Origin of the sequence: Salibaculum griseiflavum, from assembly GCF_003129565.1 — a bacterium.
Taxonomy (GTDB): domain Bacteria; phylum Pseudomonadota; class Alphaproteobacteria; order Rhodobacterales; family Rhodobacteraceae; genus Salibaculum; species Salibaculum griseiflavum.
This window is the reverse complement of sequence record NZ_QETF01000001.1, coordinates 121,746-137,012: the sequence shown is the minus strand read 5'-3', so window position 1 is coordinate 137,012 and position 15,267 is coordinate 121,746. Positions and strand designations below refer to the sequence as shown.

At 63.8% G+C, this 15,267-nt stretch carries 16 protein-coding genes; 10 read left to right on the top strand and 6 right to left on the bottom strand.

Annotated elements, in window-relative coordinates; all coding sequences use genetic code 11:
- Positions 1-114 precede the first annotated feature (114 nt).
- A complete protein-coding gene (locus tag DFK10_RS00720; RefSeq protein WP_109386003.1) occupies positions 115-1,428 on the bottom strand; it encodes an ammonium transporter in 1,314 nt (437 codons plus the stop codon).
- Positions 1,429-1,453: 25 nt separating this feature from the next.
- Positions 1,454-1,792, bottom strand: a complete 339-nt coding sequence (locus tag DFK10_RS00715) for a P-II family nitrogen regulator (protein ID WP_109385567.1) — start codon at positions 1,790-1,792, stop codon at positions 1,454-1,456.
- Between the two features lie 264 nt (positions 1,793-2,056).
- Here DFK10_RS00715 and DFK10_RS00710 point away from each other — a divergent pair, with 264 nt between their 5' ends.
- Positions 2,057-4,201 (top strand): transglycosylase domain-containing protein, encoded by a 2,145-nt coding sequence (locus DFK10_RS00710; protein WP_109385565.1) that lies wholly within the window; start codon positions 2,057-2,059, stop codon positions 4,199-4,201.
- 12 nt (positions 4,202-4,213) lie between these two features.
- Here DFK10_RS00710 and DFK10_RS00705 read toward each other — a convergent pair whose 3' ends face one another.
- Genes DFK10_RS00705 through DFK10_RS00695 form a run of 3 tightly spaced genes read right to left on the bottom strand, consistent with a single transcriptional unit; the run spans position 4,214 to position 5,933 of the window.
- Positions 4,214-4,573: a hypothetical protein gene (locus tag DFK10_RS00705; protein WP_109385563.1), complete on the bottom strand. Its 360-nt coding sequence runs from the start codon at positions 4,571-4,573 to the stop codon at positions 4,214-4,216.
- Entirely contained in the window at positions 4,570-5,169 is a 600-nt protein-coding gene (locus DFK10_RS00700; RefSeq protein WP_328589325.1) for an ABC transporter substrate-binding protein, read from the bottom strand. Before DFK10_RS00700 ends, DFK10_RS00705 begins: the two co-directional genes overlap by 4 nt.
- Positions 5,169-5,933, bottom strand: a complete 765-nt coding sequence (locus tag DFK10_RS00695) for an MlaA family lipoprotein (RefSeq protein ID WP_109385561.1) — start codon at positions 5,931-5,933, stop codon at positions 5,169-5,171. The genes DFK10_RS00700 and DFK10_RS00695 overlap by 1 nt, the downstream gene beginning before the upstream one ends.
- Positions 5,934-6,074: 141 nt before the next feature.
- On the opposite strand from DFK10_RS00695, the gene DFK10_RS00690 reads away from it, so the two are divergent.
- The 7 genes from DFK10_RS00690 (at position 6,075) to DFK10_RS00660 (ending at position 12,834) form a co-directional block, all read left to right on the top strand.
- A complete protein-coding gene (locus tag DFK10_RS00690) occupies positions 6,075-7,829 on the top strand; it encodes a type I secretion system permease/ATPase (protein ID WP_109385559.1) in 1,755 nt (584 codons plus the stop codon).
- On the top strand, positions 7,826-9,127 hold the full coding sequence (locus tag DFK10_RS00685; RefSeq protein WP_109385557.1) for an HlyD family type I secretion periplasmic adaptor subunit: 1,302 nt from the start codon (positions 7,826-7,828) through the stop codon (positions 9,125-9,127). The genes DFK10_RS00690 and DFK10_RS00685 overlap by 4 nt, the downstream gene beginning before the upstream one ends.
- 66 nt (positions 9,128-9,193) lie before the next feature.
- Positions 9,194-9,652 carry a RidA family protein gene (locus DFK10_RS00680; protein WP_109385555.1) on the top strand — a complete coding sequence of 153 codons (459 nt, stop codon included), beginning with the start codon at positions 9,194-9,196 and terminating at the stop codon, positions 9,650-9,652.
- Positions 9,652-10,398, top strand: coding sequence for a glycerophosphodiester phosphodiesterase family protein (locus DFK10_RS00675; RefSeq protein ID WP_109385553.1), 747 nt, complete (start codon positions 9,652-9,654; stop codon positions 10,396-10,398). Before DFK10_RS00680 ends, DFK10_RS00675 begins: the two co-directional genes overlap by 1 nt.
- A 31-nt stretch (positions 10,399-10,429) precedes the next feature.
- Positions 10,430-11,617: a GNAT family N-acetyltransferase gene (locus tag DFK10_RS00670; RefSeq protein ID WP_109385551.1), complete on the top strand. Its 1,188-nt coding sequence runs from the start codon at positions 10,430-10,432 to the stop codon at positions 11,615-11,617.
- A gap of 15 nt (positions 11,618-11,632) precedes the next feature.
- Positions 11,633-11,926 (top strand): 4a-hydroxytetrahydrobiopterin dehydratase, encoded by a 294-nt coding sequence (locus DFK10_RS00665; protein ID WP_109385549.1) that lies wholly within the window; start codon positions 11,633-11,635, stop codon positions 11,924-11,926.
- A 116-nt stretch (positions 11,927-12,042) separates the two neighbouring features.
- Positions 12,043-12,834 carry a mechanosensitive ion channel family protein gene (locus tag DFK10_RS00660; protein WP_109385547.1) on the top strand — a complete coding sequence of 264 codons (792 nt, stop codon included), beginning with the start codon at positions 12,043-12,045 and terminating at the stop codon, positions 12,832-12,834.
- 74 nt (positions 12,835-12,908) lie between these two features.
- Here DFK10_RS00660 and DFK10_RS00655 read toward each other — a convergent pair whose 3' ends face one another.
- Complete coding sequence (locus tag DFK10_RS00655) at positions 12,909-13,397, bottom strand: peroxiredoxin (protein WP_109385545.1); 489 nt, start codon at positions 13,395-13,397, stop codon at positions 12,909-12,911.
- Between the two features lie 85 nt (positions 13,398-13,482).
- On the opposite strand from DFK10_RS00655, the gene DFK10_RS00650 reads away from it, so the two are divergent.
- Both DFK10_RS00650 and rsmD read left to right on the top strand, forming a co-directional pair.
- A complete protein-coding gene (locus DFK10_RS00650) occupies positions 13,483-14,691 on the top strand; it encodes an NAD(P)/FAD-dependent oxidoreductase (protein ID WP_109385544.1) in 1,209 nt (402 codons plus the stop codon).
- Positions 14,688-15,236 (top strand): 16S rRNA (guanine(966)-N(2))-methyltransferase RsmD, encoded by a 549-nt coding sequence (rsmD, locus tag DFK10_RS00645; RefSeq protein WP_109385543.1) that lies wholly within the window; start codon positions 14,688-14,690, stop codon positions 15,234-15,236. The genes DFK10_RS00650 and rsmD overlap by 4 nt, the downstream gene beginning before the upstream one ends.
- Positions 15,237-15,267: the final 31 nt, after the last annotated feature.

Sequence of the window (15,267 nt, the reverse complement as noted above, 5' to 3'; positions counted from 1 at the left end):
CCTGCAAGCATTCAACGCCGTGGCCTGACCGCCACGGCGCTTTTCGTTGAGACAACAAAAAACCCGGGCGATCGCTCGCCCGGGCAGTTGGTCAAAGGCTATTCGGAAGGAAGGTCAGCCTTTGGTGAAGTCGGGATAGGCTTCCATGCCCAGTTCGCTCGTATCGAGCCCCTGGATCTCGGCCTCTTCGCTGACGCGGATGCCCATGACAGCCTTGAGGATGAACCAGACCACCAGCGACACCACGAAGGTGAAGACACCGTAGGCCAGGATCCCCGTGATCTGTGCACCGATGGTGGCGCTGCCCGAGAAGGCGACAGCGATGGTGCCCCAGATACCGGCGATCAGGTGAACCGGAATGGCGCCGACGACGTCGTCGATCTTGAACTTGTCCAGCATCGGAACCGTCAGGACGACGATCACGCCACCCACGCCACCGATCAGCAGCGACCCGAAGAGCGACGGGGCCAGCGGTTCGGCGGTGATCGACACGAGGCCGGCCAGCGCACCGTTTAGCACCATGGTCAGGTCGACCTTGCCATACATCACCTGGGTCAGGATCAGGGCGACAATAGCACCGGAAGCGGCAGCCATGTTGGTGTTGGCAAAGATCCGGCCCACATCGGTGATGTCACCCACGGTGCCAGCAGCCAGCTGCGAACCACCGTTGAAGCCGAACCAGCCCAGCCACAGGATGAACGTGCCCAGCGTGGCAAGCGCGAGGTTGGAACCCGGCATCGGGTTGACCTTGCCGTCCTTGTACTTGCCCAGACGGGGGCCCAGCACGATGGCACCAGCCAGAGCGGCCCAGCCACCGACCGAGTGCACAACGGTCGAACCGGCGAAGTCAGAGAAGCCCAGCTCCGACAGGAAGCCGCCGCCCCACTGCCAGGACCCGGTGATCGGGTACATGATGCCGGTCAGGATCACGACGAAGATCAGGAAGGGCCACAGCTTGATCCGCTCGGCCAAAGCACCCGACACGATCGAGGCCGTTGCGGCAACGAACATCAGCTGGAAGAAGAAGTCCGAGGCGACCGACGCATAATCCAAAGAGGCGTCAGCAGCGGCCAGACCAACGGGCTCCAGCACGGTGGGCACGAAGTTCGGCGCGAAGTAGCCGTTGAACTCACCCGGATACATCAGGTTGAAGCCGACCAGCCAGTACATGATGGCAGCCGTGGAAAAAAGTGCGATGTTCTTAGTCAGCTGCATGGTGACGTTCTTGGACCGGACAAGCCCGGCTTCGAGCATGGCAAAGCCAGCCGCCATCCAGAACACGAGGAAGCCGCCCACGAGGAACAGCAGGGTTGTCATGATATAGGGGCCGATCTCGTCAAAGCCCGGCGCCGCGGCCTCCTGGGCCAGCGCAAGGGTCGGCAGGGCGGTAAACGCACTGGCGACCGAAAGTGTCTTGAGAAGTTTCATTGTCAGATGTCCCTTGGGCTGCGCGTCAAAGCGCGTCGTCATTGGTTTCGCCCGTGCGCACGCGCAGGGCACTTTCCACGTCGAGGACGAAGATCTTGCCGTCGCCGATCTTGTCGGTCTTCGCGGTCTTGGCGATGGTCGAAACGACCTCGTCCGCCAATGCGGCGCCGACAACGATTTCCAGTTTGACCTTCGGTACGAAGTTCACGGCGTATTCCGCCCCGCGGTAGATTTCGGTGTGACCGGACTGGGAACCGAACCCCTTGATCTCGGTCACCATCATGCCGCGCACGCCGATGGAGGTGAGCGCTTCGCGGACCTCCTCGAGCTTGAACGGTTTGATTGTCGCAATGATGAGTTTCACTTGCTTCCCCTTGCATTTGGCTCTGGGCGCGCAGCCAATCCGACTGCGCTCGGCCTAAAAGGGGGCGCGAGTGACGCCGGACCTCAATAAAATGCTGCACATGCGAAATGAACTGGCGTGGAAAAACGCACAAAATTTACACAATTGAGGCAATGTGCCTATCAAATAGGCAAGCATAAAAGCGCCGGGCAGCGGGGAAAGCGCCTCTACAAACGAATCCCGGCAGGCTATTGTGGGGCAAAATTCGGCAATGGCAGAGCAGACATGTCCGGCACGAAAGGCAAACGACCACCGCTGGTGGCCGACAAGCGCCATGGGTCAGGCCCAAAACGCAAAAAGCCCGCCTCCAAGGCCCGCAAGGCCGCGCCGACCCGGCGCAAACCGCCCAAGCGGCGCGGTCCCCTGGGCGCCGTCACAGCGTTCTTCGGCGGTCTGATCAAGTGGGTTCTGCTGCTGGTTTGGCGCATCGGGCTTCGTGTCGGACTCGTTGTGGCACTGATCGTCGGGATGGGAGTCTTCTACTATGCGTCTTCGCTGCCGGCCTTCGATGAGCTGGTGGATGGCCGCACCCGCGGGTCGGTCACCCTGCTTGACCGAGAGGGCGAGGTCTTTGCCTGGCGCGGCGACCAGTTCGGCGGCATGGTCACAGCCGATACCGTCAGCCCGCATCTTCGCAATGCCATCGTGGCCACCGAGGACAAACGGTTCTACGCCTTCTATCACATCGGCATCGACTTCTACGCCACGGCGGCAGCCATGGTGCGCAACTACCGCAACAGCGGCAACCCGCTGTCCGGCGCGGGCGGGTCCTCGATCACCCAGCAAACAGCCAAGCTGCTATGCTTCGGGCGACCCTACGATCCGGAAAAATGGGAAGACGAGGCCGCCTACGAGGCTGATTGCCGCGAAACGACGTTGTGGCGAAAGATCGTCGAGGCGACTTACGCCATGGCGATGGAAACCCGCTATACCAAGGACGAGATCCTGACGATCTACATGAACCGGGCCTATCTGGGCGCGGGATCGCGGGGTTTCGAGGCCGCTGCACAGCGCTATTTCGGGATTTCCGCCGCCGAGGTGAACGCACCGCAGGCCGCCATGCTGGCAGGCCTGTTGCAAGCGCCCTCGGCCACCTCGCCCACGCGCAACCTGCAACGGGCACAGGATCGCGGTGCAACGGTCCTGCGGCTGATGCGGGAACAGGGCTATCTCAGCGCCCAGGAAGAGGCCGTGGCACAGGCCAACCCCGCCACCCTCTCCGAGGCCGCGCGGCAACGGTCGGGTGGCTACTTCGCCGATTGGGTCATGGAAAGCGGGCCGGAATTCTTCACCCGCGACACCACCGAGGATGTGATCATCCGTACGACCCTGGACCAACGCGTGCAGGAAGCCGCCGAGGAGGGGCTGACCTGGGTCTTCGAGAACAAGGTGCGTGAGGGGTCGTCGGCCCAGGCCGCCATCGTGGTGATGAGTGCGGATGGTGCCGTGCGGGCCATGGTTGGGGGTCGAAACACCCAGGCTGCCGGCGCATTCAACCGCGCCACCCAGGCGCTGCGCCAGACCGGATCGGCGTTCAAGCCCTTCGTCTACGCGACGGCACTGGACCTCGGGATGCGGCCAATGGACGTCGTCGTGGACGAGCCCACCTGCTGGTCCATACCAGGGCAGGACGAATGGTGCCCGCAGAATTACAGTCGCGACTATGCCGGCCAGGTGACCCTGACCCAGGCGCTGATGGCCTCGCTGAACATTCCGGCAGTGAAGATCTCGGAGCGGATCGGCCGTGAAAACGTGCGCACCGTGGCCGAGATGTTCGGCATCGAAAGCGACCTTGCACCGGGCCCCGCGATCGCGCTCGGCACGTCCGAAAGCACCCTTCTGGAAATGACCGGCGCCTATGCCGGCATCCTGAACGGCGGCTCGGCGGTGAAACCCTATGGCTTGGTGGAACTGCGGCTGATGGGGGATGCGGCGCCGTTGATGGACGCCGCCGGCGGCATCCGGGAACGCGTGATAAGTGAGGACGCGGCCCGGCAGTTGACCTGGATGATGCACCAGGTTGTCGAACAGGGCACCGGACGCCGCGCGCAGATCGACGGCTGGCAGATCGCCGGCAAAACCGGCACCTCTCAACAGGCGCGCGATGCCTGGTTCATCGCCTTCACCGCGGACTATGTCGCCGGGGTCTGGATGGGCTATGACGACAACACACCGCTCACAGGCGTCACCGGATCCGGCCTGCCCGCCGATATCTGGCAACAGACCATGACACGTGTTCTGGACGGCTTGCCGCGGTCTCCCCTACCGATGCAGGCGCCGCGCGCCTCTCAACAAGGCGGGCCCGGCCTGTCGGACGACGCCGCAAACCAGCTTATCGAGCTGTTGCTGATGGAACTTCAGGGACAATAGCGCCCGCCACTACTATTCCTGGCCGGGCGCGACGCAGCTTTCATACCGGAAGGCATAGCCGTTCCAGACCATGATGATACCGTCACCTTCGGCGGCGTCCATGACCATGGCTCGTTCGGTCCAGCTCGAGCCTTCACCGCTACACACCATGGTATAGAGCGTCGCATCCATATCCACGACGTTGACGGGTCGGGTCATGCGGCACTGGCTTTCGACGCCGTAGAAGATGCCATCCTCGATCTTCAGCGCACCGCCATCGACGCCGACCAACCCGCAATCGGCGTTGGCGTTCTGACGGTAGGTGCCGTCATAGGGCGTGGCCCAGGCCAGCCCCGGCAGCAGCGTCAGCGCAAGGACAATCGCGCGATTCATCCCATTGCCCTCAGGTCCGCGATCAGCCGGTCGAGGTTTCCGCCGCGCTGGTCCAGCATGGCGCCGATTTCCTGGCGCTCGGACACAAGCAGGTTCACCCCTTCGACGATCAGGTTGAAAAAGACCGGCCGACCGGGCCGGTCATAGACATGGAAATCCACACGAAACGGCGCCTGACCCGGCAGGTCCGCGATGGTCTGCACCTCCATGTAATTGTTCACCGGAACGGTGCGCTGGACGATGATCTCGCCCCCCTCGAATTCACGGAACCGTCTTCCGTACTTGTTGGCCAGGTAGAGACCGAACGCATCGACGAATGCCGATCGCTGCGCATTGCTGGCCGACCGTCCGGCCACGCCGAGGGCAGAGGCCGCGATCGCGGCGGTGTGGGCGTAATCATCGAACACGTCTTTGAACTGACGCACCATCTGCGCCTCGGTCCCGCCTGACGAGATGATGGCATTGATATCGGCCACGGCCCGGTCAACCAGGGCCTGAGCCTGTGCGCCGGTCAAGGCAAAAGCGGGCACAGGCACAGCGGTGGCCACGGTTGCGGCCAGTCCAAGGGCGGTGAACTGTCGACGAGACAGACGCATCATTCGAATCCTTCCAGATCAAGGGCAAAGGGGTCGATCACGGTTTCCTCGACGGGGGGCGCTTCGCCCAGATCGAACCGACGATTCTGAAGATAAGCAGATCGCGCCTGACTGTAACTGTCGGCGCTATCGTAGAGAAGGCCATCGACGGTCTGCATGAACTGACCCCGGTCGATCACGATCCGGGCGCCGCGCGCCGCAAGTCCATATTCGATCTGCGGGCGCGTCCCCACCCGCGCCAGCGGATCCAGGACGAAATCGACAATCTGACCGGCGGCATCCCGCTCTGTCGAAGGGCCAAGAACAGGCAGCTCGATAAAGGCGCCTTCCTGCACGCCCCAGACGGCGAGGGTTTCGCCGAAATCGGTCGACTCCTCGTAAAGGCCGATCCCACCTGCCGGGTCGAGTAGCCCACCGACACCGATCGTGGTGTTGAGCAGGAACCGCATGGTGTTGGTCGCGGCACCACCGATATCGCCCTGCAGCATTCCGTTGAGAACCATACCCGGCAGGCCAGTATTGTCGGCGAAGTTCGACACCGGGCCCGTGAATTCCCGCGGTGTCGCGGCAGCCACCTGGCCGAGCGGCCGCAGAACAGCCCGGTCCAGCGACTTGTTGAATTCATGCACGTCGCGATTGGTCGCCTCGTAAGGATCGTCCAGCCCACCGCCCGGCGGCGCGGGCGTGCAGGCAGCAACCGCACCGAGGGCAAAAATGGCGCAGGCGGTCGAAAGGGCTTTGCGAATTCCAAAAGGCAATGGCATTTCCAATCAGGGCTTTGTTAACCTTTCCCAGATAGCGGACAAACTGGCAAGGAACAGGTCCGCTCCGGAAGCAAAGCGAATTCGTGTTCTCCATACCACGCTGAACCGGATCGCAGGTCGAGGATTGGCAGAAACGCGCCCATGAAGCACGCTGACCCGACACAAGCCGAGATCGCCGCCGGTCGGCGGGAATTGCGTAGCGCTCGGCGCAAGTCGCGCGGGCTGTTCTGGTTCGTCGGAGTATTCAGCGTTTTCGTGAACGCGCTGATGCTGACCGGGCCGCTCTACATGCTCAACGTTTATGACCGGGTGCTCGGGTCGCGTTCGGTCGAGACACTCGTGGCGCTGTCGGTGCTGGTCGGGTTCCTTTACCTGATGATGGCGCTTCTGGACTACGCCCGCGGCCGGGTCATGGGCCGAGTCGGCGCACGTTTCCAGACGGCTTTGGACCGTCGGGTTTTCATGGCGTCGATTGCCGCGCGCGGCACCGGCCGTGTCCCGCAAGAAGCCGCGACCGGCCAACGCGACCTCGAGAGCGTCCAGCGGCTGATCACGTCGCCGGTTCTGATGGCGCTGTTCGATCTGCCCTGGACGCCGATCTTCCTTCTGGGGATCTTCATCTTTCACCCTTGGCTGGGCTACCTGGCCATTGCCGGGGGCGGGGCGCTTGTTCTTCTGGCACTGGCCAACCAGATGTCCACACGCACACCACTCGCCGAGGCGAACCAGGCTGCGCATCAGACCGACATGCTGGGCCAGGCACTGCGTAACGAATCCGAGATGGTGCAGTCGCTTGGCATGCGGCAATCCACCTTCGAAAGATGGGAGCAGCTGCGTGGCAAGAGCCTGAGTGCCAGCGTCGGCGCCGGCGACCAATCGGGCGGTTTCACCGCGATCACCCGGTCTTTCCGGCTGTTCCTGCAATCCGCGATGCTGGGGCTCGGGGCCTACCTGGTGCTGCAGGACCAGCTGACCGCCGGGGCCATGATCGCAGGATCAATCCTGCTGGGGCGGGCGCTGGCGCCGGTTGAACTGCTGATCAATCAATGGGCCGTCGTGCAGCGGGGCATTGACGCCTGGCGAAGCCTGGCGCGGCTTCTGGGGGCCGTGCCCGAGGCGTCGCCCCGCACCAACCTGCCGACCCCCCGCGCCATCATCGAAGCGCGGGATGTCACCGTCGTGCCGCCCGGACAATCCAGCGCGACCCTTCGCATGGTCAGCTTTCGCCTCGAACCCGGCCAGGCCATGGGTGTGATCGGCGTTTCCGGGGCGGGCAAGACCACGCTTGCCAAGGCACTGATCGGGTTGTGGGCACCGGCGGGCGGCAAGATCAGGCTCGATGGCGCGGCGCTCGACCAGTACGAGCCCGACCGGCTGGGCAAGCATATCGGCTATTTGCCTCAACGGGTGCAATTGTTCGATGGCACGATCAAGGAAAACATCGCCCGCATGTCGAACACCCCCGATGACGCCGCCGTGGTGGCCGCCGCGAAAAAGGCCGCCGCGCATGAAATGATCCTGAAGCTGCCGGATGGCTACGACACCAGGGTCGACATGACCGGCGGTCGCCTGTCCGGCGGACAGGTGCAACGGATCAGACTGGCGCGCGCATTGTACGGCGACCCGGTGGTGCTGGTCCTCGACGAGCCGAATGCCAATCTCGACAACGAGGGGTCAAAAGCCCTGAACGCCGCAATCCGCGCCATGAAACAGGACGGTCGAGCGGTCTTCATCATGGCGCATCGCCCCGCGGCGATTCAGGAATGCGACCTGCTGCTCTATCTCGAGAGCGGCACGGCCCGTGCCTATGGCCCAAGAGAGGACGTGCTCAAGAAGATCGTGTCGAACAGCGCCGAGATCGAAAAGGCAAGGTCCGAAGGCGGCGGGGTGGCATGACCGACACGCATCGCAAATGGCCAGTGCGCCGCCCGCTCGTTATAGGGCTTCTGTCGCTTCTGATCCTTGTCGGCGGGTTCGGCACCTGGGCATTGACCGCGCGGATTTCCGGGGCTGTCATCGCGTCAGGCCGGATCGTGGTCGAACAGAACCGCCAGGTCGTGCAGCACATCGACGGCGGGATCGTCCATGAGATCCTGGTTTCAGAGGGCGATCTGGTTGAACGGGGCGCGGTTCTGGTTCGGCTGGACCCCGACGAATTGCGTGCGCGCCTTTCGATCATCGAGGGCCAGCTTTTCGAGATCCTGGCCCGCCGCGCCCGTTACGAAGCCGAGCGCGACCGCAGTGACACGCTGGTATTCGACCCGATCCTGCGGGACGGCGGGCACGCGGAGGCCGCCGAACTGATGCAGGGGCAGGAACGCCTGTTCCGCACCCGGCTTGAAACGGCAGAGCAGGAAGCCGAGCAGCTGCGGCGCCGGACCGGACAGATCCGCAGCCAGATCGTCGGTATCGAAGCCCAGCAGGCGGCCCTGACCCGGCAGCTCGACCTGATCGAGCAGGAACTGACCAGCCAGCAATCGCTTCTCGATCGGGGGCTTGCGCAGGCCGGGACCGTGCTGACCCTTGAACGTGAGAAAGCCCGCCTGACCGGCCAGGCCGGGGAACTAACCGCGAACAAGGCTCAGGCCGAAGAAAAGATCACCGAGCTGGAACTGGAGATCATCCGCCTCCAAACCGCCCGCCGCGAAGAGGCCATTACGCGATTGCGCGACCTGCAATTCAACGAGCTGGAACTGCGCGAACAACGCGCCAACCTGAGCCGTCAGCTCGACAGGTTGGACCTGAGGGCACCGGTGTCCGGGGTGGTTTACGGGTTACAGGTTTTCGGAGAGGGCGCAGTGATCCGCCCCGCGCAGCCGGTCCTCTACCTCGTGCCGCAGGACCGGCCCCTGGTCATCACCGCCCAAGTCTCGCCCACGGATATCGACTCGGTCCAGCGGGGTCAGGACGTGACATTGCGCTTCTCCTCGCTCGATCAACGTCGAACGCCGGAACTGTTCGGAACCGTGCGGCAGGTCTCGGCCGATGCCTTTGCCGACGAAACCACGGGCCAGCGCTACTACGACGCAGAGATCGTGCTGAATCCGGGTGAGGCCGCGCGCTTGCCCGATGGAACAACCTTGATCCCCGGCATGCCGGTCGAAACCTTTATTCGCACCATGGATCGCACGCCGATGACCTACCTGACCCAGCCGCTGATGGACTATGTCGCGCGCACCTTCCGCGACGGCTAGTTTGGGCCTTTCGCAGGGGTGTGTTTGGGTCTAGCGTCGCTGGCACGAGACCAAAGGAGAACCCCCATGTCCATCGAGTCGCGCCTGGCCGACCTTGGCGTCACCCTGCCCGGTGCCCCGGCCCCCGCCGCAAATTACGTGCCCTTCGTCCAGAGCGGCAGTCTGGTCTACGTGTCAGGCCAGATCTCGATGGATGCGAACGGGCCGGTCAAGGGGCGTCTGGGCGATGACATGGACGTGGCCGATGGCGCGGCCGCCGCCCGGCTCTGCGCGATCAGCTTGCTGGCACAGCTCAAGGCCGCTTGCGGCGGAGATATCGACCGGCTGGTCCGGGTCGTCAAACTGACCGGTTTCGTAAATTCCACCCCCGACTTCACCGATCAGCCCAAGGTGATCAACGGGGCCAGCGACTTTCTGGTCGAGGCCTTGGGCCCCGCCGGGCAGCATTCCAGATCCGCCGTTTCGGCCGCATCCCTGCCGCTGGGCGTTGCCGTCGAGATCGAGGGCATTTTCGAGATCGCCTGATGCTGCCACGGGGTTTCCACGCCAGGCCCTTCGCCCACCGCGCCTTGCACGGGCCGGGGCGGCCAGAGAACAGCCGCTCGGCCATCGACGCGGCGATGACAGCCGGCTACGGGATCGAGATTGATCTGCAACTGTCGAGCGACGGACAGGCGGTGGTGTTCCACGACTATGCGCTCGACCGCTTGACCGACGCACGCGGCCCGGTTCGTCAACGCAGCGCGCAAGACCTCGCCGCGATACAGTTACGCGACAGTGACGAGGGCATTCCCACCCTCTCACAGGTGCTGGACCAAGTCGCAGGCGCTGTTCCTCTCCTGATCGAGATCAAGGATCAGGACGGTGCGCTCGGCCCTGCTATCGGCCCGCTGGAGGAGGCCGCGGCGGCCTGTCTGACCGACTATCCCGGTCCTGTGGCCGTCATGTCCTTCAACCCATTTTCCGTGGCTCGCATGGGCCAGCTGCTGCCCGACCTGCCGCACGGCCTGACCACCTGCGCCTTCGACAAGGCGGATTGGCCGACAGTGCCACAGGAGCGGCTGGACGCGCTGCGCCCGATGCCTGACCTTGAGACGCTGGGCGCGGACTTCATCAGCCACCAGTGGAATGACCTCACCAATCCTGTCGTCCAAGCGGCCAAGGCACGGGGCCTGAGGGTCTTCTGCTGGACCATCCGGTCGGATACGCAACAGGCCGAGGCCCTGGCCAATGGCGCCGACCAGGTGACTTTCGAGGGTTACATGGCTTGACCGCCTCCGGCCCAGCGCCAACTTTGACATCATGGACGCAAGCCCCGTCGAGATAACCGCCCATTCCAGCCTGTCGGACATCCCCGCCGCCGAGTGGGACGCCTGCGCCTGCCCCGAGGTCGCCCATGGCGGGCGGCCCACCGACCCGTTCACGACACACAGGTTCCTGTCCGCGCTGGAGAAAAGCGGTAGCACCGGCGCCGGATCGGGGTGGGAGCCTCACTACCTGGCCGCCCGTAGCGGCGGGCAGGTCATCGCCGTGGCCCCGCTCTATGGCAAGTCCCACAGCCAGGGCGAATACATGTTCGACCACAATTTCGCCCACGCCTATGAACGGGCGGGCGGGCGGTATTACCCCAAGCTGCAAATCGCGGTGCCTTTCACGCCCGTCACCGGCCGCCGGTTCCTGACCCGTCCCGGCTACGAGGCGCAGGGCATGGCCGCGCTTGTGCAGGGGGCCGTCCAGCTTGCATCGGACAACGGATTATCCTCGGTCCACGCGACATTCTGCACCGAGGCCGAGGCATTGGCCGGTGAGGAAATGGGCCTGCTGCGCCGCACGGCACAGCAATACCACTGGGCCAACAGGGGCTATGCCGACTGGGACGACTTCCTTTCCCACCTGTCCAGCCGCAAGCGCAAGACCCTGCGCAAGGAAAGGCGCGAGGCGCAGGCGTTCGGCGGCGAGATCGTTCAGCTGACCGGTGACGCGATCCAGCCCGAACACTGGGACGCGATGTGGACCTTCTACCAGGATACCGGCGCCCGCAAATGGGGGCAGCCCTACCTGACACGGCGCTTCTTCGATATCGCCCATGACACGTTGCGCGACGATATTCTTCTGGTTTTCGCGCAACGCGACGGGCTGCCCATCGCCGGCGCAATGAACCTGATCGGGCGGCACAACCTGTTCGGCCGCTACTGGGGCTGCATCGAGCATCACCCGTTCCTGCATTTCGAGATCTGCTATTACCAAGCGATCGACTATGCCATCGCCAATGGCCTGCGCACCGTCGAAGCGGGCGCACAGGGGGAACATAAGCTAGCGCGCGGATATCTGCCCGTGACGACCCATTCGCTGCACTGGTTCGCCGATGCCGGCTTTCGCGACGCGGTGGACAACTACCTGCAAGCCGAACGCCGCGCCGTGGATGAAGAAATCGAAGTGCTGACCACATATGGCCCTTTCCGCAGGGCCAACGCCGAAGATCACGACTGAGGAAAGGAGATCATCATGGCCGATCCGATAGACGACACAGGACGCGCAACCTTGGCAGAGGCGGGCTGGTCCGCCGTCGAGGGGCGCGACGCGGTGACCAAGACCTATAGCTTCGCCAATTTCGTCGAGGCCTGGGGCTTCATGTCCCGCGCCGCGATCTGGGCCGAAAAGCTGAACCATCATCCAGAATGGTTCAATGTGTTCAAAACGGTCGAGGTGACACTCTCGACCCATGACATCGGCGGACTGAGCGAACTCGACCTAAAACTGGCTCAAAAGATGGACCGGCTGGCCGCCGACGGGGAGTGACTACCCCCATTTCCCCCAATGAAACGTTGCCAGCCTCGCCCTTTTTGGACTAGGGCCGAGGCACGAGCAGGGTAAGGCCCTGCCGACCTGTGATTCATGACTGAGGGGCTGTCGCCATGTCCGAAGACTTCGTTATTGGAATACTCGTAAATATCGCCATCGCGCTTGCGATCTTCGTCATCGCGCTTTGGCTGAGTGGTTGGATCAAGAGCCGGATTATCAAGGCCTCGGAAACGTCCCCCAAATTCGATGCCACCCTGGCCCGATTTCTAGCCAGCGTCGCGCGGTACGCGATTCTGGCCATCGCGGTCATCTTCATTCTTGGCCGGTTCGGAATCGAGACCACGTCGCTGGCCGCGCTTGTCGGTGCGGTCGGTCTGGCGATCGGGTTCGCACTGCAAGGATCGCTCGCAAACCTTGCCGCCGGGGTGATGCTGGTCGTCTTCCGTCCGTTCAAGGCGGGCGATTACGTCAATGCCGGTGGCCAATCGGGCACCGTGGACGAGATCACGCTTTTCACCACCGAGATGACGACGCCGGACAACGTCAAGATCATCGTGCCCAATGGCGACGTGTTCTCGGGCGCGATCACCAATTACTCGCATTACGACACGCGGCGCTGCGATCTTGTCTTTGGGGTTTCCTATGACACCGACCTCAAGAAGGCCGAAAAGATCATCACCGACATCGTCACCAAGGACGAACGCGTGATGTCGGATCCGGCGCCCTTCGTGAAGGTGACCAATCTGGGCGATAGTTCGGTTGACTTCACCGTGCGCGCCTGGTGCGCGGCCTCGGACTATTGGGACCTGAAGTTCCACCTGACCCGCGCGGTCAAGGAAGCCTTCGACAAACAGGGCGTGGACATCCCGTTCCCGACCCAGACGCTGATCCAGCAGGCGGGCTGACACAGCTAAACACGGTCCGAAAACGGGGCGCCGGGGCGAGACAACCTGCCCGAACCGGCGCCCCGCTCCGATTTCTAGATGGCCGCGAGCAGCGCTTCGCCACCCGAGGTTTCGCAGACGCCCGGGTTTTCCTCGACATGCAGGACCTTGACGACCCCATCCTCGGCATAGAGCGCAAAGCGCTTGGACCGGTCGATAAGGCCCGCCGGCGGCGCAGTGAAGTCCATGCCGATCGCCTTGGTGAATTCCGAGGACGCATCCCCGATCATGTGAATACCTGCCTCGGACGCCCCGGTGCTGTCACCCCAGGCCCCCATGACGAAAGGGTCATTGACGCTCAGGCAGATCACGGCATCGACGCCCTTGGCGTCGAAGTCCGGCTTGGTGCGGATGAAACTGGGCACATGCGCGGTGGTGCAGGTGCCGGTATAGGCGCCCGGCAGGCCGAACAACACAACCTTGCCCGATCCGGCAAGCGCGGACATCCGAACCTCTTCGGGGCCATCGGCTCCCATGCGCAGGACCGTGGCGTCGGGCAGCTTCTCTCCAACGGAAATCGTCATTTGACATACCTCTTCATCAATTGCGTTTCGTTCCGCTTGGACTATAGGGTCGCAGCATCCGAAGACCAGCTAGGAATGGTGAAGAATGGCGCATCACATCGTGATCGGCGGCGGGCAGGCGGCGGCCTCTCTGGTGGCCAAGCTGCGCAGCAGCGGCTTTGACGGGGATATAACCCTGATCGGCGCGGAACGGGTCCCACCCTATCAGCGCCCGCCCCTGTCAAAGGCCTACCTGCTGGGCGAGATGGAATTGGAACGGCTCTTCCTGCGGCCCGAGCAGTGGTACGCCGACAACGACATCGCCCTGCGCATGGGCGTGCGGGTGACCGAAGTCGATGCCCATTACAAGACCCTGCGCCTGGATACCGGCGAGGTGCTGACCTACGACAAGCTGGCCCTGACCACGGGGTCGCATCCGCGCACCCTGCCCGCTGCGATCGGGGGCACGCTGGACGGCGTCTATACCGTGCGCGACCTGCGCGATGCCGATGCCATGGCCCCCGAATTTCGCCAAGGCGCGCGCCTTTTGGTCATCGGCGGCGGCTATATCGGGCTGGAGGCCGCAGCGGTCGCTGCGAAGAAGGGCGTCAAGGTTACGCTGGTTGAAATGGCCGACCGCATCCTGCAACGGGTGGCCTGCCCGGAGACCTCGGCATTCTTCCGCGACCTGCACCGGGAACATGGGGTCGATATCCGCGAAGGCGTCGGCCTGAAGGAACTGACCGGCACGGACCGGGTCAGCGGCGCGGTCCTGACGGACGGGACAGAGCTGGACCTGGATTTCGCCATCGTCGGCGTCGGCATCCAGCCGGCGACCGCCCTGGCCGAGGGCGCTGGCCTGGAGATCGACAACGGCATCGTCACCGACGATCACTGCCGCAGCTCCGAGCCCGACATCTTCGCGGCCGGTGATTGCGCGACCTGCAACTTCAAGGGCCAGCGGATCCGGCTGGAAAGTGTCGGAAATGCCATCGACATGGCCGAGGTCGCGGCCCAAAACATGGCGGGCGAGGACGTGGCCTATGAGCCCAAGCCCTGGTTCTGGTCGGATCAATACGATTGCAAGTTGCAGATTGCCGGGTTGAACCTGGGCTATGACGCCGTGCATGTCCGGCAAGACGGCGCGGCCAGGTCGCATTGGTACTACAAGGGCACCGAACTGATCGCGGTGGACGCGATGAACGACGCCCGGACCTACATGGTGGCCAAGCGCCTGATCGAGGCGGGCAAATCGCCCGCGCCCGAGATCGTGACCGACCCCGAAACCGACATGAAGGCCCTGCTGAAAGCGTGAGGATCATCGGCGGCCAGCATCGGGGATTGACGCTAGCCTCGGTCGGCAAGGGGGATGCGGCCGCGCATTTGCGCCCCACGCCCGACCGGGTCCGGGAAAGCCTGTTCAATGTTCTGGCAGGATATGGGCTACCAGATGGTGCGCGGGTTCTGGACCTGTTCGCGGGAACCGGCGCACTGGGTCTGGAGGCGCTGTCGCGCGGGGCAAGCCACGCGACCTTCGTCGACAAGGGCCGCGCCGCGCAACGCCTGATCCGGGAAAACCTGTCGAAGGCTCGGCGCGACGCCGATGCTCGCATCCTGACCTGCGCCGCTGACCGTCTTCCGAAGGCGTCGACGCCCTGCGACCTTGTCTTCCTGGACCCACCCTATGGGCAGGGACTGGGCGGACCCGCGCTCGTCACCGCCCGGCGGCAGGGATGGATTGCCCCTGATGCGCTGATCGTTTGGGAAGAAAGCGCCGCCCAGGACCCGCCGGATGGCTTCTCCCTTGAGGATTCGCGCCGATACGGCGACACCCATATTACGGTGCTGCGCGCATCCTGAGGCGCGGATTTGGGCGCTTGCTGCACTTGTG

Bases quoted from the DNA above. Each gene is read 5' to 3' on its own strand.
- DFK10_RS00720 (WP_109386003.1), bottom strand. From the start codon at position 1,428: ATGAAACTTCTCAAGACACTTTCGGTCGCCAGTGCGTTTACCGCCCTG.
- DFK10_RS00710 (WP_109385565.1), top strand. From the start codon at position 2,057: ATGTCCGGCACGAAAGGCAAACGACCACCGCTGGTGGCCGACAAGCGC.
- DFK10_RS00705 (WP_109385563.1), bottom strand. From the start codon at position 4,573: ATGAATCGCGCGATTGTCCTTGCGCTGACGCTGCTGCCGGGGCTGGCC.
- DFK10_RS00700 (WP_328589325.1), bottom strand. From the start codon at position 5,169: ATGCGTCTGTCTCGTCGACAGTTCACCGCCCTTGGACTGGCCGCAACC.
- DFK10_RS00695 (WP_109385561.1), bottom strand. From the start codon at position 5,933: ATGCCATTGCCTTTTGGAATTCGCAAAGCCCTTTCGACCGCCTGCGCC.
- DFK10_RS00690 (WP_109385559.1), top strand. From the start codon at position 6,075: ATGAAGCACGCTGACCCGACACAAGCCGAGATCGCCGCCGGTCGGCGG.
- DFK10_RS00685 (WP_109385557.1), top strand. From the start codon at position 7,826: ATGACCGACACGCATCGCAAATGGCCAGTGCGCCGCCCGCTCGTTATA.
- DFK10_RS00680 (WP_109385555.1), top strand. From the start codon at position 9,194: ATGTCCATCGAGTCGCGCCTGGCCGACCTTGGCGTCACCCTGCCCGGT.
- DFK10_RS00675 (WP_109385553.1), top strand. From the start codon at position 9,652: ATGCTGCCACGGGGTTTCCACGCCAGGCCCTTCGCCCACCGCGCCTTG.
- DFK10_RS00670 (WP_109385551.1), top strand. From the start codon at position 10,430: ATGGACGCAAGCCCCGTCGAGATAACCGCCCATTCCAGCCTGTCGGAC.
- DFK10_RS00665 (WP_109385549.1), top strand. From the start codon at position 11,633: ATGGCCGATCCGATAGACGACACAGGACGCGCAACCTTGGCAGAGGCG.
- DFK10_RS00660 (WP_109385547.1), top strand. From the start codon at position 12,043: ATGTCCGAAGACTTCGTTATTGGAATACTCGTAAATATCGCCATCGCG.
- DFK10_RS00655 (WP_109385545.1), bottom strand. From the start codon at position 13,397: ATGACGATTTCCGTTGGAGAGAAGCTGCCCGACGCCACGGTCCTGCGC.
- DFK10_RS00650 (WP_109385544.1), top strand. From the start codon at position 13,483: ATGGCGCATCACATCGTGATCGGCGGCGGGCAGGCGGCGGCCTCTCTG.